Origin of the sequence: Lactobacillus sp. wkB10 (genome assembly GCF_000760615.1) — a bacterium.
In the GTDB taxonomy this organism is placed as follows: Bacteria; Bacillota; Bacilli; order Lactobacillales; family Lactobacillaceae; genus Lactobacillus; species Lactobacillus huangpiensis.
The window spans coordinates 25,027-43,787 of record NZ_JRJB01000013.1 but is presented as its reverse complement, the minus strand read 5'-3'; the positions used below and the strand labels follow the sequence as shown (position 1 = coordinate 43,787).

Here is an 18,761-nt window from a genome sequence, read left to right as displayed (position 1 = left end):
TGACTTTAAGCCTGGCATTAAGCTAGGCTTTTTTGCATTTGCTATACTTAAGTAAATTAAAAAGAGATAGGTAAAAAGATGTTCGATTATCGCAATAATTTAAAAAGAATTCTTAATCAGACTGCTGGAGATGAAAAGAGCCTTAAGAATGGATTGGCTGCAATAAAACTGATCTTAGGTATGACTGACAGTGAAGAACAGACTAATTCAACCCTAAAAGATAAAAATATCATTGAAATCGATTTACAGCAGCTTAATTTATTACTAACAGGTCTAATTCATCTAATTAAAGATCCGGCAAACATTTCTGCCAAAAATACAGCTCTCTCGGCTGTACAAAAATTAACGCTTGCTCAAGGCATCAATACAGAGTACCGTCAAAATTTAGTTGATTTAAAAGAAGCAATTAAATCTATTCAGGCTTCAAAAGATTTAATCGATAAAAAAGTTTTTGAACAGGCACTTGAAACGCCAAAAGTTCCTAAAAGAGATTACCGTAAAGGAAAGCGGTATACAGTGGTTCGATTACTGTCAGGCTGTGATTTGATTAATGATAGTAATAGAACCGTTTATACGTTAAAAGAATCACAGATTCATTCCTTAAATTTGAAAAGCGGGGATATTGTTGAAGCAGTGCCAGAAGAAAAAAATTCTCATTATGAGGCGACTATTTTAAGGATTGTTGGTTATCGTGATCTCCCTAGTATGGATGTTGATTCCATTTCAACTTTTAAGTATGCAGTGGTGCAAGGAAGAACAGGACATCTGGCTATTTCTCGTAATGCTCAAGGCAAGAAACTACGAGTTCATGGTAAAGCAGTTCTTTTACCAGTTGATTCAAGTAAATATTGGGACGAAAATATTAAGTTAGTTGATGGTTCAATAGTAGACTTAGCATGGTATGATGGGGATGTGCGTCTAAAAAAGAATCCGGCAGAGGCTATTCAAATTCGGTGGGTTTATCAAATTGAACAGTCAAGGCAAACTAGTGCAAATAAAAAGAAAAAGAGTGACACTGAATCAAAGAAAGCTGATTTGCCTAAATTAGCAATGAACTTGCACTATCAAAGAGTTGGAATTGCCATTGGTAATAATCAAAATGAGGCTATGCTTGAAGGAATAGTTAATCGTTATGGTGGCATTCCAATTCCTATTGATGCTTTTCAGGGCAAGAAAAAAGTAATTGAAAACCAAATCAAAGATCTGGATATCGTGATTTTGGTGACAGCTTATGCTGCCCATGACAGTACTTGGAATATAAGCGAATTTGCCAGCAAATACCACATCAAATTTGCTGTTAGTTCAAGTAAAGGCTATCAAGCGTTTGAGCGAGCATTGTACAGGGCTGAAAAAGGTCTACCAGCATATGAGGGCAATCAGACAATTAGTTACGACATTGCCAAGGAGTAATATTTATAATTTCTTAATAATTTAAGATAACTTCATTTGAGTTATAGTTTATGCGTTTTTAAGAGTGTTCGAACATATCAAAAACCCATATTCCTTGCATAATTTAGCTGCTTTCCTGTAAAATGTAAAATAACAATTTTATGGAAGGAAGATGAGATGGACACACAAAAGCAAACTCATACATGGCAATACTGGCTCTTTTTCTTGGCTGGTCTGGAAATAATAACAATTTCAATTAACTTCTTTTATGCTCCAATAAATGTTGCTGCTGGCGGCTCGACCGGGATCTCAATATTGATTGATGCTGTTTGGGGAATTAACCGCTCAATTTCAGTATTTGTGGTTAATGGCTTAATGCTAATTTTAGCTGCAGTCTTTTTAGGTAAACAAACTTTAAAAAAAGTTGCATTGGGCAGTCTTTTAGTACCTGTTTTAATGGCTATAACCCCGAGCTTTAAACTGACTTCAAATAATATGCTGGCGGTAATTTATGGCGGGGTTTTAATGGGCATTGGCGTTACAATGCTGTATCGGATTAATGCTTCATCTGGCGGAACCACAATTCCGCCACTAATTATTAAAAAATATTTTTATGTTGATCCAGCTATATCACTCATGGTTATTGATATGTCGGTCATTGTACTGAATATTTTTGTTGATGGAACAGAAGCATTTTTACTGGCAGCTTTTTCTCAGGTCATTACTACAATTACCATGCGTTATACCGAAACTGGTTTTGATAAAAAATATCAAGTGCGCATAATGAGTAACACCAAACTTGATAAAATTAGGCAGATGCTGCAACAGGATTATGACGGCCTGACTGTTTATAACGTTGTAGGTGGTTACAGTGACCAGGACAAGCAACAGTTAGTAATAATTGTTGATACTAATGAATATGGTCAATTAGTTGCCAAAGCCCGAGAAATTGACAGTGAAGCATTTATTGTCACAGAAAATATTGCTAAAGTTCACGGTGGCAAATGGCAGATTTAATGTCAATTTGTCCAATAAAAAGGGCATTTTTTATTGCCAACTAGACTTAAGAGTAGTATTATGTAGTAGTTGTATTTGTGGATTCCTCTACATCTGCAACCGCACATTTCGGGGTAATAAGTCTTTCACGGAGCACCTCGATTGGCGAGTCTAAGTAAATTTTGGAGGGTAGTAAATGTACGCAATTATTAAAACCGGTGGCAAGCAATATAAAGTTGCTGAAGGCGATAGTGTTTTTGTTGAAAAGCTTGATGCTGAAGAAGGCAAAGAAGTTACTTTTGATGAAGTAGTTCTTACCTCCGATGGCAAAGATGTTAAAGTTGGTACACCGTTAGTTAAAGGTGCTAAAGTTGTTGCTAAAGTTGAAAAGCAAGGCAAGGAAAAGAAAGTAGTTACTTTCAAGTACAAGCCTAAGAAGCACTCACATTCAAAATATGGTCACCGTCAACCTTATACTAAGGTTACAGTTGAAAAAATTGAATTAAACTAGAGGTGAAGTAATGATGAATATTTTAAATCTTAAATTATTAGCCCACCACAAGGGTGGAGGTTCTACTGCCAATGGCCGTAATTCAGCTGGTCGTCGTTTAGGTGCTAAAGCTGCAGATGGCCAAACCATTCATGCTGGTTCAATTATTTATCGTCAACGTGGTACAAAGATTCACCCTGGTAAAAACGTTGGTCAAGGTGGAGACGATACTTTATTTGCCTTAGTAAATGGAGTAGTTAAATTTGAGCGGAAAGATAAATACAGAAAGCAAGTTTCTGTTATTCCGGTTGAAGAAGAAGCTAAGTAATTTAGTTCTTAAACAAGAAGACGAAAAGCATATGCTTCTCGTCTTTTTTCTGCTTTAATTTAGTAAAAATAAGTTAGTATTGTATCTCTTTTTAGGGTTAAAATTAAGTTAAAGATTGATATACAGGAGATTATGGGTATGACTGAGAAGGAAGAACTATTAACGCTGCTTAACAGACGAATAAATAAGGTTACTGAACTAATTAATAAACGTAATGCCGATGGACTGTTAATTTTTAACCAAGCAAATTATCGTTACCTGACTAATTTTACTGGTGAAGAAGCTCAATTGATTTTAACTTCAAAAGGAGATCGAATTTTACTTTCTGACTCACGGTTTGACGATCAGATTAAAGCCGAGGCACCAGGCGAAATTAATGTGGTAATGAAAAAAGAAGGTCAAGACCTTGAAATTTCTAAACAATTAAAAGAGGCAAATTTAAAAAAAGTTTTAATCGAAGGTGAATTCGTTTCTGCTGTTGAGTTTGCAAACTTGCAAAGATTAAACCCTGGTATCGATTTCGAAATATGCGAGGAATTAGTCGAACAAGTCCGTAATGTTAAAGACGCACTTGAATTAGAAACGTTGCGTAAAGCGATTAATATCTCAATGGATAGCTTTAATGAAATATTGCCTTTGATTAAGCCAGGTGCTGTTGAGCGAAAAATCGGAGCAAAATTAGATTACTACTTTAAAATTAATGGCGGTGATGGTCCTAGCTTTGATACTATTATTGCCTCAGGGGTGCGTTCTGCATGGGCTCATGGTGTTGCCAGCGATAAAATGATTGAAGATGGCGATATGGTTGTAATTGATTTTGGCGCGTTTTACCATGGTTATGCTGCTGATATTACCAGAACTGTTGCTGTTGGCAAAGTTGACCAGGAAATGCACAAAATTTATGAAATTGTGCATGAAGCACAAAGGCGTGGTATTGAAGCTGCTATTGCAGGCAATCATGGCAGTGATGTTGATCGAGCAGCCAGAAGTTACATTACAGAACAAGGATATGGAGAGTATTTTGGTCATGGGATTGGTCATGGCATCGGATTAGAAATACATGAATTATGTCAACCTGCCTTACCTTTTGGCAAACAAGAACTTGTTAATAACATGGTTCATACAGTTGAGCCAGGAATTTATTTGCCAAATAAAGGCGGTGTTAGAATTGAAGATGACATTTTAATTCATAATCAAACCCCTGAGACACTTTCTACTTTACCTAAAGACAACTTAATTTCTTTATAAAAGATAAATAATAATTATAGTAAAATCGCTTACTAATTGGTAAGATAATATTATGGAGATGAGGTACTCAATATGACAATGATTTCAGTAAATGAATTTAAAAATGGTTTGACTATCAAGTATAATAATGACTTATGGCGTATAGTTGAATTTCAACATGTTAAACCAGGTAAGGGTAGTGCATTTGTTCGCTCAAAGCTAAAGAGTTTGAACACAGGTGCTGTACAGGAGTATACTTTCCGCTCTACTGCAAAAGTTGAAACTGCAGAAATAGAAACAAAATCTATGCAGTACCTGTATAATGATGGCACCAGTTACGTTTTTATGGACACTAACACTTATGATCAGTTGGCAATTCCTAATGAACAAGTAAAAGATGAAGCCAAGTTTTTAAAGGAAAATATGAATGTAAGTGTAATTATGCATGATGGCAAAACCTTAGGAATTCAATTACCGAATACTGTTGAATTGACGGTTGCCAAAACTGAGCCTAATATTAAAGGTGATACTTCATCAGGTGGTGGAAAGCCTGCAACTATGGAAACGGGCCTTGTAGTAAACGTACCTTTCTTTATTAATGAGAGAGACGTTTTAGTAATTAATACTGTCGATGGTACATACGTATCTCGCGCAAATAAATAAATTTTCGAGGTAAAAAAATGGCAGATAGTTCAAAAATTGTCTTAGATGATAAAAATAACGGCGAAGAAATTGAAATTGATCCTAGTGTTCTTGAAGTTATTATGGGCATCGCTGCCGAAAAAGTAGATGGAGTTGCCGAAATGCACGGTGACGTCAAGTCCGGAATTAACCGTGTTTTAGGAAGAGAAGATCGTGGCAGAGGTGTGTCTGTTAATATTGACGATGAGCATAACTTGATTGCAGATGTTTATGTCAGTATTGAAGCCGGTAAAAATGTGCCTGAAATAGCAATTGATTTGCAAAAGACTTTAAAGCAACAGGTCTTGCAGATGACCGATTTAACTCTTAGTGAAATTAATGTGCACGTTACAGGACTGGAATTTCCAGACGATGATAATGAGGATGGCAGCGGAACCTCTAAGTTATTTTCTGACATAGATGAAAAGGGTAAAAATGAATCAACACGAGAGTCGTAGAGTTGCAATGCAAGCTGTTTATTTGTCTAATCAAGACTTAAAATATACGGCTAATGAAGTTGAAGCTAAAACTGTCGCAATGCTTGATTTAAAAGTGCTTTCTGCCTATTCAAAGGAATTAATTGAAGGTGTAATAGATAAACGAGATGAATTAAAGGGTGAACTCGCCAGCTATTTGAAAAAGAACTGGCGAATTAATCGTATTAATCAAATTTCGTTGGCCATTTTGGAAGTTGCTTTGTATGAAATTAAATACAGTAAAGAAATTGAGCCAAAAGCTGCGGTAAATGAAGCTTTGAACTTATGTGATGAGTTTGCTGATCCTAAAGATAAGCCATTTATTAATGGTATGTTGGCAAATTTTATCTAAAAATAACTTATAGTCGGCTTTATGCCGACTATTTTTTTAGAAAAGGGAATAAAAATGGGTCAACTTTTAGACGGTAAGCAGTTAGCTAATATTCGCGCTGACGTTCTTCAAAAACAAGTTTTAAATTTGAAGAAGGCAGGCATACAACCTCAATTTTGCGTAATTAATATTGGTAATGATCCAAGTAGCAAAATCTACTTAAAAACCAAAAAAAGAAGAGCAGATCAAATTGGTATTAAGCAAAAATTATTTCAATTACCGTCTACTGTGACACAAAAAAATTTGTTAGAGTTAATTGATCGCCTAAATAATGAAAAGGATGTCAATGGTATTATGATTCAGTTGCCAGTACCGAAACAAATCATTTTAAATGAAGCTCTAGCTGCTATTGATCCAGATAAGGATGTTGATTGTCTTACACCAGCAAATGTAGGTCGCTTGTGGCAAGGAGATCATTTTGTTGAACCTGCAACTGCACACGGTATTTTGGCTTTATTAGATTACTATCATATTAACTTAAAAGGGAAAAATGCAGTTATTATAGGTAGAAGCAGCATTGTTGGGAAACCTTTAGCTGCATTATTGCTTGAGAAAGATGCGACTGTTTCAATATTGCATTTAAAAACAAAGAATTTGACCGAGTATACCAAAAAAGCAGATATCTTGGTTTCAGCAACAGGAGAACATAATTTAGTAACTGCTGATATGATTAAGAAAAATGCAGTTATTATAGATGTAGGGATAAGTCGATTTAATGGCAAAACAGTTGGAGACGTTGATTTTGAGCATGTTGCTCCAATTGCGAGTTTCATAACTCCAGTTCCAGGTGGAATAGGTCCTCTTACGGTTGAGTCTCTTATGGAGCAAGTTGTTCAGTTGACGAGGAGAAATAATGGAAAGTAGTAAGTACCTAACAGTTTCGGATTTAAATTACTATATAACCCAAAAATTTAAAAACGATCCTTATTTACATAAAGTTTTTCTTCAAGGTGAATTGTCTAATTTTCGTTATCGACGTAATTCACATCAGTATTTTTCACTAAAAGATGAAAAATCGAAGATAAATGTTGTCATGTTTCGGTCATATTTTGATAAAGTGAAATTTAAGCCTGAAGAAGGCATGAAAGTATATGTAACTGGCTACGTTAGCGTATATGGGCCACAAGGCTCTTACCAATTTTATGCCGAATCTATGGAGCCTGCAGGACTAGGGGCATTATATGAACAATTACAGCAACTGCAAAAAAAGCTGGCTAGTGAGGGGCTTTTTGATCAGAGATTTAAAAAACCACTTCCCCATTATCCAGATTACATTGCTGTTGTAACAAGTGCTTCTGGTGCAGTAATCCATGATATTTTAGTAACTGTTAATAGGAGATTTCCTCATGCAGAAGTAGATTTGTTTCCTGCTCAAGTTCAGGGAGATTCTGCTGCTGATTCATTAATAGCGTCAATGAAGCAAATAGCTCAGTTTAAAGACAAATATGACGTTATGATCATTGGTAGAGGTGGTGGATCGCTTGAAGATTTATGGCCTTTTAATGAGGAAAGCGTAGTACGACAAGTATTTGATATGAAAATGCCGGTTATTTCCTCTGTCGGCCACGAAACTGACACTACACTATGTGATTTAGTTGCTGATGTAAGAGCAGCAACTCCAACTGCTGCAGCCGAATACGCCACTCCTAATTTACCCGATGAATTGATAAATATTCGCCAAATGCAAAACAGCCTTGTTTCAAGTATACAAAACATTATTAGGGTTCGTCGTGATGCTTTAAATCGCATTAATAATTCTGTTATCATGAGAGAACCCACAAGACTATATGATGAGCAGGCACAAACTATAGATCTTTTACGAGACAGACTTCATAATAATATGGTTCGTCAGCTAGAACGCAAAAGGCAAAATTATCAGTTGGCAAAACAAAGCCTTGTTGCAGTCAGTCCTAATAAAAAAATTTTGTCATTTTTGCAGCAAACAGATTTTTATTATCAGAGATTAGTTGCTAATACAGAGCATTTTATACAAGCAAAACGTAATATTTTAGGTCAAACAGGTCAACAGCTTAATGATTACAGTCCTCTTAAAACTTTAGATAGAGGGTATGCATATGTAAAAGACCAGAATAATAGAACTGTCAGTTCTGTAAGTCAAATTAAAGTAAAAGATGAAATTAGTATCCATTTTAAAGATGGTTTGACAAAAGCAATTATCAGTTCAATAAGGAGAGAAAAAAATGGTAACCAAGAAAAATAATTTTGAAGAGGAATTGACTGAATTACAAACAATTGTGAGTAACTTGGAAAATGGAGATATTCCTTTAGAAGACGCTCTTGAACAATTTCAAGCTGGAGTCAAATTAAGTCGTAATTTAAATAAAAAATTAACTGAAGCTGAAGAAACAGTAGCTAAATTAATTGATAGTGATGGAACGGAACATAAGCTTGATCCTAATAATGCTTCTGCCCCAGAAAAATAGAGAAGATTTGAAATGAATTTTAAAGAATTTAAAGAAAAATGGACTCCGGTAGTAGATGATTACTTAAAAGAGCATTTAAAAAGCGAAGTTTCTGACAAGAAAATAAGTCAGATTATGTCTTATTCAGTAATGGCTGGAGGCAAAAGGCTACGTCCTTTACTTTTTTTGGCAACGCTTGACGCACTAAAAGTAAAAATAAATGACGAAGAAGTCAGGGTTGCAAGTGGAATTGAGCTGATTCACACTTATTCGTTAATTCATGATGACTTGCCGGCTATGGATAATGACGATTATCGGAGAGGAAAATTAACAAGTCACAAAAAATGGGGTGAAGCTGAAGCTATCCTTGCTGGAGATGCTTTATTACCAATGGGTATTGAATGGATTTCTGATGGCAGTGATTCAGTCAAATTAGTTAAAATAATTACCCAAGCTGTTGGCCCTAACGGCATGGTTGGTGGACAATATTTAGATATTGATTCTACTAATAATGACAGCGTCGCAAATAATTCCGCATTTATTAATAAAATGGAATGGTTAAAAACAGGTTGCTTAATTAAAGCCTGTGTCGCAATGGCAGTTGAATACGGTAATGCTGATTCTTCTCAAAAAAAGACACTAATTCAGTTTGCTGAAGATTTTGGACGATCATATCAAATTTATGATGATTTAGTAGATGTGGTTGAAACTTCTGCAGAGGCTGGGAAAAAAACCCATAAAGATTTAGAGAGAGGCAAAAATAATACTTTGACTTTGCTTGGTATTTCAAAAAGTCGTAAAGAGCTGACTGACTTAATGATTGATGCTCAAAAATGCTTAAAATCTGTTGATGCGAATGTTTTAGCTGGATTTCTTGATTTATATAAAAAGGTATTGTAAATGGTCAAAGAAAGAGCGGATGTATTATTAGTCAGACAAGGCATGTTTCATTCTCGAACTCAAGCTCAACGAGCGATCATGGCAGGTTTAGTATCAGATCATAATCATCAGAGAATTGATAAAAGTGGTACTAACTTACCGGTTGATGAAAAGTTTTTTGTAAAAAAATCGGATAAGAAGTATGTATCAAGGGGTGGTTTTAAACTGGCAAAGGCCTTAAAATCTTTTCAAATTGATTTGACCAGTAAAATTTGTCTTGATATAGGCGCTTCTACTGGAGGCTTTACTGATGTTGCTTTACAAAACAAGGCTAAGATGGTGTATGCTCTTGATGTAGGCTATAATCAACTTGCCTGGCAATTGCGTGATGATCCTCGCGTTGTAGTAATGGAAAAACAAAATTTTCGTTATAGCAAACCTGAAGATTTTACTCATGGTCAACCTGATTTTGCAATGACTGATGTTTCCTTTATTTCTTTAGATTTAATTATGCCGCCAATGTTTCAGATTCTAAAAGATAAATGTGAAGCTGTTTGTCTGATAAAGCCTCAATTTGAAGCTGGTCCGGAACATGTCGGTAAACATGGTATAGTACATGATCATGATGTCCATTGTGCCGTTATCAGACATACCATTGATCAGGCAAGGGCTGATGGCTTTAACGTTCTAAACCTTGATTATTCACCAATAAAAGGTGGTAAAGGCAATATTGAGTTTTTGATACATTTACAGAAGGACGAAAAAGATGGTGGTAAATTAATATGGTCTGGGAACCCAGAAGATATAGTTGCTCAGGCTGTTGCCAATCTTTAGGAGAAAGAAATGTTAGTTGAACTGGATATTAAAAATTTTGCAATTATTAAAGCATTGAAGGTTCGCTTTCAAGAAAATATGACTGTGCTAATAGGTGAAACTGGTGCGGGTAAATCAATTATTATCGATGCAGTTTCATTATTAATGGGAAGTCGCAGTCAAAAAGAAATGATCCGTAGTGGTGAAAAAAAGGCTGTCATTACAGGCTTATTTGATATTGATCATGAATCTAAAAAAATTGATGCAATTTGCGAAAAGTACGGTATACCTGATGCAGATAAGCAATTAATTATCAGCCGGGAAATAGCTGCTAAGGGAAGAAATATTGTTCGAATAAATGGACAATTAACTACAATTAATGTATTAAAAGAATTAGGTAATTTTCTGGTTGATATTCATGGTCAAAATGATCAACAAATATTGATGGATCAAGATCGACAAATCGATCTGGTCGATAATTATGCTCCTGTAGAATTTAAAGAGGAACTTAATCTTTATCAGGATAATTTTAAAAAATGGCAAAAATTAACTTCTCAAATTAATCATTTGCATAAAGATGCCCAGGAACTAGCTCAAAAGCAAGATATATTATCTTTTCAGAATGATGAATTGTCTAAAGCTGATCTGCAAGATCCTCATGAAGATGATAAGCTAGAAGAAGAATATAACGAACTAAATAATTATCAAAAAATCGTCGATACAGCCAACTATTTAATGCAATTATATGACGATGAAGACCATGGCATTGAAACTTTATTGGGTAATGCCCAAAGTGCAGCAAATGAGTTAACAGAATATGGTGCTAAATTCAAAGATATTGCTAAAACTATAGATGATGGAGTTTTTGCATTAAGTGACGCCCGAAGCGAATTATCAAATGTACTCGATGAAATGGACTTTGATGAGGAAAGATTTCAGTACGTTTCAAACAGGTTAGATTTACTTAATTCATTAAAGAAAAAATATGGTCCTTCTTTAGAAGATGTTTTCACATTTTACGCCAAAATTCAAAAAGAATTGAGTCAGTATGAGACAGGTGGACTTGATGAAGAAAAGTTGCAAAAGCAGCTTAAAGTTCTAGAAGATAAACTGAAGACTGAAGCACAAAATCTCCATGAGACAAGAAAAAAAGTAGCTGCAACACTTGAAAGTAAAATCAAGCAGGAACTATCAGATTTATACATGGCAAAAGCCCGTTTTAGTATTGATTTTTCGACTACGAAAACTTTTAGTAATAAAGGCACTGATAATATTGTCTTCTTAATAGCACCAAATCCCGGCGAAGAACTAATGCCTCTTGTCAAGATCGTATCTGGTGGTGAACAGTCACGGCTGATACTGGCATTGAAAGCAATTTTTAGCAAAGTTGAACCTGTAGGAACAATGATTTTTGATGAAATTGATACTGGCGTTTCCGGTCGCGTTTCTGCAGCAATAGGTCAAAAATTACATTCAATCGGTGAAAATAAACAAGTAATCGCTATAACACACTCACCACAGGTTGCTGCAGCCAGTGATCAAAAATACCTAGTTGCCAAAAAAGTTGAAGATGGTGCTACATACACACAAATAGGTCCATTAACTCAAGAAGAAACTGTAACTGCAATTGCCGAAATGATGGCAGGTAGTGATGTAACACAAGCAGCTAAACAAAATGCCAAGGATCTAATGAAAAGTTTTAAAAGGAAGAAGAAATGATAATCGTTGAAAAAGTAAACTTAAATGAAAAAGAACAAAGGCAGGCGAATGAATTAACAGAAAGAGTCAAAAAAGCTGATAAAACATATTCAGATTTTTATTTGAGCAATCAATTTAATTATTTTCAAGATATGCCAACTTTTATTTTGGCTTATGATGGAAATAAGTTAGTTGGATTAACTATGCTATACGCAGATAAGGAACCTGAAGAAGAAGTGGAAGTCAACTTAGAAGTTGATCCTGAATTTCGCAAACAAGGAATTGCTACAAGAATGTTTGAGCATGCGAAAAAAATCATGGTGCAGTATGGTTATTACAAATGGGAGTTTGTGTCAGAAAAAGTTTTTTTAGAAAAAAATCCAGGCTTTTTGAAAAAAGTGGGTTTAAAGATTGTTCCGGAAGATTCTGATTATTACATGCGAACTGCAGAACCAGCACTAGTTGAAAAGACTGACAAATTAAACCAAGTTTTAGTAGTTAAGCCTTTAACAATGAACTATGTTGATCATGTTGCTGCAGCACACAGTAATGCTTTTGGAGATGCTATTGCCACATCTACTAAATACATTAAAAATTCTCTGTTGGATAAAGATACCAAAAGCTTTATCTTATTAAAAAGGAATGAAGTTGTCGGCTATTGCGCTGTGGATCAAGGTGAAAATGAGGACTATTTCTTCGGATTGTTTATTGACAAGCCATTTCGCGGACAAGGCTTTGGTACTTTTTTTATCAAAAAGATGATTGCAATTTTGCAGGAAGAAGGTAGCAAAGTTTTTGCTTTGAATGCTGATGTATCAAATAGAGCAGCTATCAATGTTTATTTGAATGCTGGATTCAAGATCCTGAGTGAAACTATTTATTTAAAAAACCAAGAATCAAATTGATTCTTGGTTATGATTTTTTATGAGACTAATTACGCAAAATCGACTCTAAAAATAGTATCAATATCAACTATTTTAATTAGTTTTTTATTTGCTAAACGCAAAATAAAACGACCTGCAGAAATACGTTTTATGATTTGTCCGATTTCACTCGTTCCATCCTGATAACTTACCAATACATAGGAGCGGTGAAGTAGGGCACTATTAAGATCAGTTAATATTTCATAGTAATATTGGCTGTAAATACTTAATTTATCTTCATCATAATCGAAGAAATAGTGATAAATTTTCTTAAGCGAGTTTTTCATCAAACCACCCCTTTAGAGCTGACCGAACATTTGTTTGACAAATAATATTATAAGAACATTTGTTCCAAAAAACAAGTATTTAATCAAAATTTTTTAGGAGAATTTTGATTTATTAAAAAGACATAGCTTGAAAATATTTTCATTTTAGTGCAAACTAAATACAATAGCTTTTATTAAGGGAGTATGGCATGACAGAAAAAGGTTTGTTACTTGTCCTTTCTGGTCCCTCGGGAGTTGGTAAGGGAACCGTTAAAAGTGCAATAGTGAAAAATAAAGTTTTTCCGTTTGAATATTCAGTATCAATGACTACAAGAAAGCCCAGGCCAGGCGAAGTAAACGGCAAGGATTATTATTTTGTTAGTCAAGAGCGATTTAAGCAGGCGATCAATCAAAATGAACTTTTGGAGTATAATCAATATGTAAATAATTTTTATGGCACTCCTATGGCTCCTGTTGAAAAGATGCTGGACGCAGGTAAAGACGTCTTGCTGGAAATTGATGTCAATGGTGCTAAGAAAGTCAGAAAACAAATGCCTGATGGCGTCTTTATATTTTTAACGCCACCTGATTTACATACTTTGCATACCAGGCTGGAAAATCGGGGTACCGAATCCGAGGATGTAATTATGGGTCGAATAAAACAGGCTCGTCAAGAAATTCTGGTCATGCAGGATTATGATTATGCGGTGGTTAATGATACTGTAGCAAATGCAGTTGATCATATAAAAGCGATTGTTGAAGCTGAACACGTGAGTGTTAAACGTGTCATTAATACTTATCGCAAAATGGTTAAGGAGGATTAAATTGAGAGTTACATATCCATCTATTGATAAATTGTTGGCTCAGGTTGATTCTAGATATTCTTTATCGGTTCTTGCAGCGAAAAGAGCACATGAACTTGAAGACGGTGAACCTGAAGCTTTAAAAAGTTATAAATCACAAAAACCAGTGGGCAAAGCTTTAGAAGAAATTGAAGCTGGCAAAGTTACCGTTGATCCCAAACATCGTGAGGTTAATCAGTAATTAATAAAGTTTTATGACCTCCATCCTTAGAGAGATGGAGGTCATTTTTTAAAGGTGATTAAATGATTGCACAGGTTATTGTTGATGTTGCAGCCAAGCAAACGGATCGCATTTTTGAATATCATATTCCTGATGAATTGGGAGAAGTAGAAATTGGTTCTAGAGTTTTTGTGCCTTTTGGCCCACGCAAGTTACAAGGTTTCGTTGTTGGCTTAAGTAACCAAAGTCAATATCAAGGTAAATTAAAAGACTTGCTTTTGGTAGTTGATGAAATGCCACCACTGACTTCGGAATTAATTAAATTATCAAAAAATTTGGCTGATCATGTTTATTCTTATCGAATCACTATTCTGAAAACTATGCTTCCTAGAGTCATGCGTGCTAATTATCGTAAAATTTTGGTACCAGAATCTTCAGCAGCTAAAAAAATGAGCATTTTTCAAGGTGAACCGTTAGATTTAAATAAAATTACGGATAATAAACAAATTGCGAAAATTCGCAAATTATTACGAAAAAATGTTGCCAAAATTGAATATGTTGTTGAAAATAGAGCTCGGATCAAAACTGAAAACGAATATTCATTATCGGATACTAAAAAAGGCTATATAAATATTTATGAAACTTTGAGAAAGAATGCTGTTAAACAAAAGCAGCTCATAATGTATATAATTGAAAACTACGATAAATTTCCCCAAATGCAAAAAGAAATTGAAAACAATGCGCATGTTAATACTGTTTCATTAACAAATGCTGTTAAAAGTGGCTGGCTCAAAAAACGGGAGTCAGAAATTTATCGTAATCCACTAACAATATATGATAAAGAGAAAAAAGCAGATAAAAAAATCAAACTTAACCCTGAACAAAAGGAAGCATTAGCTGAAATAGAGCCAGCAATCATTGCAAAAAAGTCACGTACGTTTTTATTAGAAGGTGTTACTGGCAGTGGTAAGACAGAAGTTTACCTAAATGCTATAAGTACTACCTTAAAGGCTGGAAAAAATGCTTTAATGATGGTTCCAGAAATATCCTTAACTCCGCAAATGGTAGGTCAAGTAAAAAATCGTTTTGGCCAGCAAGTAGCTGTTTTACATAGTGGGCTTTCTGAAGGAGAAATGTATGACGAATGGCGTCGCATACGCCGTGGCGAAGTTCGCGTTGTTGTTGGCGCACGAAGCGCAGTCTTCGCACCTTTAAAAAATATTGGTTTAATAGTAATCGATGAAGAGCATGAAAGTTCTTATAAACAAGAAGATAATCCACGTTATCACGCAAGAGATGTTGCAATTTGGCGCAGCAACTATAATTCCTGCCCACTTGTGTTGGGCAGTGCAACACCTTCACTAGGAAGCAGAGCCAGAGCACAAAAAGGTGTATACCAGCTGTTACAACTACCACATCGTGCTAATCAGCAAAGTTTGCCAGAAGTTAATTTAATTGATTTAAAAAAAGCGCATTTTAGTGGTGGACAATTTGACCTTTCCATTCAACTCGTTGAGGCAATAAAAAAAAGAATTGCGAAAAAAGAGCAAGTTATTTTAATGTTAAATAGGAGAGGTTTTGCTAACTTTATGTTGTGTCGTGATTGCGGTTACGTCATGAAATGTCCAAATTGTGACCTCTCTTTGACAATGCATAAAGATACAAATAAAATGCAGTGTCATTATTGTGGCTTTTCTACTGCCATTCCTAAAAAATGTCCTAATTGTCAAAGCACAAAAATCCGCTTTTTAGGTACTGGTACACAAAAAGTTATGACAGAATTAGAAAAAATAATACCTGGTTGCCGTATTTTGCGTATGGATGTTGATACTACAAGAAGAAAAGGAGCATTTAAAAGAATTTTAGACAGCTTTGGCAATCATGAGGCAGATATCCTGCTTGGTACGCAAATGATTGCAAAAGGACTGGATTTTCCCAATGTGACTTTAGTAGGTGTTGTTAATGCTGACACGGGTCTGTGGTTACCAGATTACAACGCCTCTGAAAGAACGTTTGAGTTGTTAACACAGGTTGCAGGCCGGGCTGGACGGGCCCAAAAGAAAGGAGAAGTAATTATTCAAACTTTTAATCCTGATCATTATGCCATTAAGTTAGCTGAAACTCAGGATTATGAACAGTTTTATCAATATGAGATGCGTGTTCGACATACCGGTAATTATCCGCCTTATTTTTATACAGTGTTAATTTCTGTTGCGGCAAAAAAAGAACAAAATGCTGCTAGAGAAGCTTTTAAAATCAAAAAATGGTTACAACCAAAATTACACAAGTCAACAATAATTTTAGGTCCAACTCCTAGTGCAATTTCTCGTTTAAAAAATCAATATTATTATCAAATACTGGTAAAATATAAAAAAGAAGATAATTTAAACAAGTTATTACACCAAATTCAAGACTCAGCGCAAAAGGTTAAAAAATATGGTTTGTCTGTTTATATTGACAATGAACCAGAGCGCATAATGTAAAGGGGAAATGATTAATGACATCAATAATTTTTTTAGGAACGCCTAAATTTGCTGTACCAATACTAGAGGCTCTTTCAGAGAATGATTATGAAATAAAAGCCGTGGTTACACAACCTGATAAAAAAGTTGGACGAAAACAAAAAGTCACTGAAACGCCAGTAAAACTATTAGCTAAAAAATTGAATTTACCTGTTTTTCAGCCTGAGCATTTGGGAAAGTCTGATGAATTGATTGATTTGATAAAAATGCATGCTGATTTAATTATTACTGCTGCTTATGGTCAGTTTTTACCAAGTAAGTTTCTGCAATCAGCAAAAATTGCTGCTGTTAACGTTCATGGTTCTCTATTACCAAAATATCGTGGCGGTGCTCCTATTCAATATGCTCTTATTAACGGTGATAAACAAACCGGAGTAACCATTATGGAAATGGTTAAGCAAATGGATGCAGGTGACATTTACTCTCAAAAAACAATAGATATTCAAAAAGAAGATAATGCGGGAACCTTATTTGAAAAACTATCTCTTTTAGGTCGTGACTTGTTACTCCAAACTTTACCTCAAATTATTACTAATCCGCAAAAAAAGGTTTCCCAGGATGAAGATAAAGTTGTATTTTCACCGAATATTAACAAGGGGCAGGAACAAATAAAATTAAATATGACCGCGACTGAAGCCAATAATTTAATTCGAGGCCTTAATCCTGACCCAGGAGCTTATTTGCTCATTGATGGTAAAAGATTTAAAATATGGCAAGCTGAAGTTGCTGCCGACACGACTAGCTTTCCTGCTGGAGTTGTCGTTGATAATAAAAAACGATTTGCAATTAGTTTTGCTAATCATACCGTTTTGAATTTACTTGAAGTTCAGCCTTCTGGAAAGAAAAAAATGGCAATTAAAAGTTTTTTGAACGGTCAGGGTAAAAACTTCAGTAAAGGTGATAAGATTGTCAGTTCATAAAAGTGCACGTTCTGTAGCACTTGCAACCTTGATTCGAGTATTTCGTGATGGCTCTTATTCAAATATTAGTTTTAGCAATAATTTGCAGGGAACGAAGCTGTCACAAGCTGACCAAAAGTTGGCAACAAGAATTGTATATGGCACTATTCAGGAAAAGATATATTTGGAGTATCAGTTTCGCGGTCTATTAAAGACTGAACTTAAAGAAGATTACCTTTTGCCATTGTTACTAATGTCCGCCTATCAAATTTTATTTATGAACAGTATTCCAGATCGAGCCGTTCTAAATGAAGCTAATAATCTGGCAAAAGAATTTGGTAGAAAACATTCAGCTGGATTTAAGATTGTTAATGGTATTTTACGTGCTTTCTTAAGAAGGGGACAGATTTTACCTGATGATAAAGATAAAGTACTTTTTTTAAGTGTTAAAGAAAGTACTCCCCAGTGGCTAGTTCAGTACCTTATCAATAATTGGGGTGAAAGCAGAACAGCCTCTATCTTGTCAAGTATCAATAAACCAGCAAAAAATACTGTTAGAGTTTCAGGTTTAACTGATTATAATTTGATCAAAGAAGAATTAACTAAATTAGGATTTTTTCCTAATGAATCTCAAATTGCTGATGATGAACTGGTTTTAGCACATGGTGGTGTCTTTAAAACTTCCCTATTTAAAGAAGGAAAATTGACAATTCAAGACGAAGCTGCTAGTTTGGCAGTAAGTGCTTTCACTTTCACAGGTAATGAAGAAGTTCTTGATGCATGTAGTGCACCAGGTGGAAAAACTATTCAAATTGCTGAAAAGCTAAAACAGGGTTATGTTACTGCTCTTGATATTCACAAAAACAAACTGCGTTTGGTTAAGCAAAATGGTAAAAGAATGAACGTTGAATCAAGAATAAACGTTAAAACGATGGATGCCAGAAAAGCTGATCAAAGATTTAAAAAAGGACAATTTGATAAAATCTTGGTGGATGCTCCGTGTTCTGGATTAGGTCTTATTAGAAGAAAACCAGAAATTCGTTATACTAAAACATTACAGGATTTAGTCAAATTACAAAAAATACAACTGGATATTTTAGACCATGTAAGTACGTTGTTAAGTCGAGATGGCGAATTGGTTTATTCTACTTGTACTATTACTCAAGAAGAAGATGAAGACGTTGTTAAGGCTTTTCTAAAAAGTCATACTCAGTTTGAATTACAACCTTTCACAGCGGGTAAACTTAAAGCAACACAAGGGATGCTGAAAATTTTACCTGATAGTTATGGTAGTGACGGCTTTTTTATAGCTAAGTTTAAAATGCGAGGTTAAAGTT

Annotated in this window: 21 protein-coding genes and 1 other annotated feature; of the genes, 20 read left to right on the top strand and 1 reads right to left on the bottom strand. The window is 34.9% G+C overall.

The genetic code is table 11. The annotated features are described in order from the left end of the window. Nucleotides 1-78 precede the first annotated feature (78 nt). The 15 genes from LACWKB10_RS08805 (at nt 79) to LACWKB10_RS08735 (ending at nt 12,696) form a co-directional block, all read left to right on the top strand. The gene (locus tag LACWKB10_RS08805; RefSeq protein ID WP_034981350.1) at nt 79-1,410 is read left to right on the top strand and encodes a DUF2325 domain-containing protein; all 1,332 of its coding nucleotides are present in this window, start codon (nt 79-81) and stop codon (nt 1,408-1,410) included. A gap of 156 nt (nt 1,411-1,566) precedes the next feature. Further along, entirely contained in the window at nt 1,567-2,406 is an 840-nt protein-coding gene (locus LACWKB10_RS08800; RefSeq protein WP_034981348.1) for a YitT family protein, read from the top strand. A gap of 87 nt (nt 2,407-2,493) precedes the next feature. Beyond that, nucleotides 2,494-2,568: a sequence feature (ribosomal protein L21 leader region), on the top strand. Nucleotides 2,569-2,581: 13 nt separating this feature from the next. After that, nucleotides 2,582-2,896 carry a 50S ribosomal protein L21 gene (gene rplU / locus LACWKB10_RS08795; protein WP_034981345.1) on the top strand — a complete coding sequence of 105 codons (315 nt, stop codon included), beginning with the start codon at nt 2,582-2,584 and terminating at the stop codon, nt 2,894-2,896. Nucleotides 2,897-2,909: 13 nt separating this feature from the next. Continuing rightward, on the top strand, nt 2,910-3,203 hold the full coding sequence (gene rpmA, locus LACWKB10_RS08790; RefSeq protein WP_034981396.1) for a 50S ribosomal protein L27: 294 nt from the start codon (nt 2,910-2,912) through the stop codon (nt 3,201-3,203). A 138-nt stretch (nt 3,204-3,341) separates the two neighbouring features. After that, nucleotides 3,342-4,451, top strand: a complete 1,110-nt coding sequence (locus LACWKB10_RS08785) for an aminopeptidase P family protein (RefSeq protein WP_034981343.1) — start codon at nt 3,342-3,344, stop codon at nt 4,449-4,451. Between the two features lie 72 nt (nt 4,452-4,523). Beyond that, the gene (efp, locus tag LACWKB10_RS08780; RefSeq protein WP_034981340.1) at nt 4,524-5,093 is read left to right on the top strand and encodes an elongation factor P; all 570 of its coding nucleotides are present in this window, start codon (nt 4,524-4,526) and stop codon (nt 5,091-5,093) included. Nucleotides 5,094-5,110: 17 nt separating this feature from the next. Continuing rightward, complete coding sequence (locus LACWKB10_RS08775) at nt 5,111-5,569, top strand: Asp23/Gls24 family envelope stress response protein (protein ID WP_034981337.1); 459 nt, start codon at nt 5,111-5,113, stop codon at nt 5,567-5,569. After that, nucleotides 5,547-5,939, top strand: a complete 393-nt coding sequence (nusB, locus tag LACWKB10_RS08770; RefSeq protein ID WP_034981334.1) for a transcription antitermination factor NusB — start codon at nt 5,547-5,549, stop codon at nt 5,937-5,939. The genes LACWKB10_RS08775 and nusB overlap by 23 nt, the downstream gene beginning before the upstream one ends. A 54-nt stretch (nt 5,940-5,993) precedes the next feature. Continuing rightward, nucleotides 5,994-6,842 (top strand): tetrahydrofolate dehydrogenase/cyclohydrolase catalytic domain-containing protein, encoded by an 849-nt coding sequence (locus LACWKB10_RS08765; protein WP_034981332.1) that lies wholly within the window; start codon nt 5,994-5,996, stop codon nt 6,840-6,842. Beyond that, nucleotides 6,832-8,199, top strand: coding sequence for an exodeoxyribonuclease VII large subunit (xseA, locus tag LACWKB10_RS08760; protein WP_034981330.1), 1,368 nt, complete (start codon nt 6,832-6,834; stop codon nt 8,197-8,199). The genes LACWKB10_RS08765 and xseA overlap by 11 nt, the downstream gene beginning before the upstream one ends. After that, entirely contained in the window at nt 8,180-8,422 is a 243-nt protein-coding gene (locus tag LACWKB10_RS08755) for an exodeoxyribonuclease VII small subunit (RefSeq protein ID WP_034981328.1), read from the top strand. The genes xseA and LACWKB10_RS08755 overlap by 20 nt, the downstream gene beginning before the upstream one ends. Nucleotides 8,423-8,434: 12 nt before the next feature. Then, the gene (locus LACWKB10_RS08750) at nt 8,435-9,301 is read left to right on the top strand and encodes a polyprenyl synthetase family protein (protein ID WP_034981327.1); all 867 of its coding nucleotides are present in this window, start codon (nt 8,435-8,437) and stop codon (nt 9,299-9,301) included. Beyond that, nucleotides 9,302-10,114 (top strand): TlyA family RNA methyltransferase, encoded by an 813-nt coding sequence (locus tag LACWKB10_RS08745; protein ID WP_034981325.1) that lies wholly within the window; start codon nt 9,302-9,304, stop codon nt 10,112-10,114. A 9-nt stretch (nt 10,115-10,123) separates the two neighbouring features. Then, nucleotides 10,124-11,812 carry a DNA repair protein RecN gene (gene recN, locus LACWKB10_RS08740; RefSeq protein WP_034981323.1) on the top strand — a complete coding sequence of 563 codons (1,689 nt, stop codon included), beginning with the start codon at nt 10,124-10,126 and terminating at the stop codon, nt 11,810-11,812. Beyond that, the gene (locus LACWKB10_RS08735) at nt 11,809-12,696 is read left to right on the top strand and encodes a GNAT family N-acetyltransferase (protein WP_034981321.1); all 888 of its coding nucleotides are present in this window, start codon (nt 11,809-11,811) and stop codon (nt 12,694-12,696) included. The genes recN and LACWKB10_RS08735 overlap by 4 nt, the downstream gene beginning before the upstream one ends. A gap of 29 nt (nt 12,697-12,725) precedes the next feature. Here the strand turns inward: LACWKB10_RS08735 and LACWKB10_RS08730 are convergent, their stop codons facing one another. Beyond that, nucleotides 12,726-13,001 carry a hypothetical protein gene (locus LACWKB10_RS08730; RefSeq protein WP_034981318.1) on the bottom strand — a complete coding sequence of 92 codons (276 nt, stop codon included), beginning with the start codon at nt 12,999-13,001 and terminating at the stop codon, nt 12,726-12,728. Nucleotides 13,002-13,189: 188 nt separating this feature from the next. Here LACWKB10_RS08730 and gmk point away from each other — a divergent pair, with 188 nt between their 5' ends. The 5 genes from gmk to rsmB all read left to right on the top strand — a co-directional run bounded on the left by gmk (nt 13,190) and on the right by rsmB (nt 18,757). Further along, nucleotides 13,190-13,804: a guanylate kinase gene (gmk, locus tag LACWKB10_RS08725; protein WP_034981315.1), complete on the top strand. Its 615-nt coding sequence runs from the start codon at nt 13,190-13,192 to the stop codon at nt 13,802-13,804. 1 nt (nt 13,805) lies between these two features. Then, entirely contained in the window at nt 13,806-14,024 is a 219-nt protein-coding gene (gene rpoZ, locus LACWKB10_RS08720; protein WP_034981312.1) for a DNA-directed RNA polymerase subunit omega, read from the top strand. Between the two features lie 62 nt (nt 14,025-14,086). Continuing rightward, nucleotides 14,087-16,486 (top strand): primosomal protein N', encoded by a 2,400-nt coding sequence (gene priA / locus LACWKB10_RS08715; RefSeq protein ID WP_034981309.1) that lies wholly within the window; start codon nt 14,087-14,089, stop codon nt 16,484-16,486. A 14-nt stretch (nt 16,487-16,500) separates the two neighbouring features. Then, nucleotides 16,501-17,445, top strand: a complete 945-nt coding sequence (gene fmt / locus LACWKB10_RS08710) for a methionyl-tRNA formyltransferase (protein WP_034981306.1) — start codon at nt 16,501-16,503, stop codon at nt 17,443-17,445. Further along, the gene (rsmB, locus tag LACWKB10_RS08705; protein WP_034981303.1) at nt 17,432-18,757 is read left to right on the top strand and encodes a 16S rRNA (cytosine(967)-C(5))-methyltransferase RsmB; all 1,326 of its coding nucleotides are present in this window, start codon (nt 17,432-17,434) and stop codon (nt 18,755-18,757) included. Before fmt ends, rsmB begins: the two co-directional genes overlap by 14 nt. Nucleotides 18,758-18,761 lie beyond the last annotated feature (4 nt).

What these genes read in the sequence shown, in the direction of transcription:
- LACWKB10_RS08805 (WP_034981350.1), top strand. Translation starts at nt 79, where the DNA reads ATGTTCGATTATCGCAATAATTTAAAAAGAATTCTTAATCAGACTGCT.
- LACWKB10_RS08800 (WP_034981348.1), top strand. Translation starts at nt 1,567, where the DNA reads ATGGACACACAAAAGCAAACTCATACATGGCAATACTGGCTCTTTTTC.
- rplU (WP_034981345.1), top strand. Translation starts at nt 2,582, where the DNA reads ATGTACGCAATTATTAAAACCGGTGGCAAGCAATATAAAGTTGCTGAA.
- rpmA (WP_034981396.1), top strand. Translation starts at nt 2,910, where the DNA reads ATGAATATTTTAAATCTTAAATTATTAGCCCACCACAAGGGTGGAGGT.
- LACWKB10_RS08785 (WP_034981343.1), top strand. Translation starts at nt 3,342, where the DNA reads ATGACTGAGAAGGAAGAACTATTAACGCTGCTTAACAGACGAATAAAT.
- efp (WP_034981340.1), top strand. Translation starts at nt 4,524, where the DNA reads ATGACAATGATTTCAGTAAATGAATTTAAAAATGGTTTGACTATCAAG.
- LACWKB10_RS08775 (WP_034981337.1), top strand. Translation starts at nt 5,111, where the DNA reads ATGGCAGATAGTTCAAAAATTGTCTTAGATGATAAAAATAACGGCGAA.
- nusB (WP_034981334.1), top strand. Translation starts at nt 5,547, where the DNA reads ATGAATCAACACGAGAGTCGTAGAGTTGCAATGCAAGCTGTTTATTTG.
- LACWKB10_RS08765 (WP_034981332.1), top strand. Translation starts at nt 5,994, where the DNA reads ATGGGTCAACTTTTAGACGGTAAGCAGTTAGCTAATATTCGCGCTGAC.
- xseA (WP_034981330.1), top strand. Translation starts at nt 6,832, where the DNA reads ATGGAAAGTAGTAAGTACCTAACAGTTTCGGATTTAAATTACTATATA.
- LACWKB10_RS08755 (WP_034981328.1), top strand. Translation starts at nt 8,180, where the DNA reads ATGGTAACCAAGAAAAATAATTTTGAAGAGGAATTGACTGAATTACAA.
- LACWKB10_RS08750 (WP_034981327.1), top strand. Translation starts at nt 8,435, where the DNA reads ATGAATTTTAAAGAATTTAAAGAAAAATGGACTCCGGTAGTAGATGAT.
- LACWKB10_RS08745 (WP_034981325.1), top strand. Translation starts at nt 9,302, where the DNA reads ATGGTCAAAGAAAGAGCGGATGTATTATTAGTCAGACAAGGCATGTTT.
- recN (WP_034981323.1), top strand. Translation starts at nt 10,124, where the DNA reads ATGTTAGTTGAACTGGATATTAAAAATTTTGCAATTATTAAAGCATTG.
- LACWKB10_RS08735 (WP_034981321.1), top strand. Translation starts at nt 11,809, where the DNA reads ATGATAATCGTTGAAAAAGTAAACTTAAATGAAAAAGAACAAAGGCAG.
- LACWKB10_RS08730 (WP_034981318.1), bottom strand. Translation starts at nt 13,001, where the DNA reads ATGAAAAACTCGCTTAAGAAAATTTATCACTATTTCTTCGATTATGAT.
- gmk (WP_034981315.1), top strand. Translation starts at nt 13,190, where the DNA reads ATGACAGAAAAAGGTTTGTTACTTGTCCTTTCTGGTCCCTCGGGAGTT.
- priA (WP_034981309.1), top strand. Translation starts at nt 14,087, where the DNA reads ATGATTGCACAGGTTATTGTTGATGTTGCAGCCAAGCAAACGGATCGC.
- fmt (WP_034981306.1), top strand. Translation starts at nt 16,501, where the DNA reads ATGACATCAATAATTTTTTTAGGAACGCCTAAATTTGCTGTACCAATA.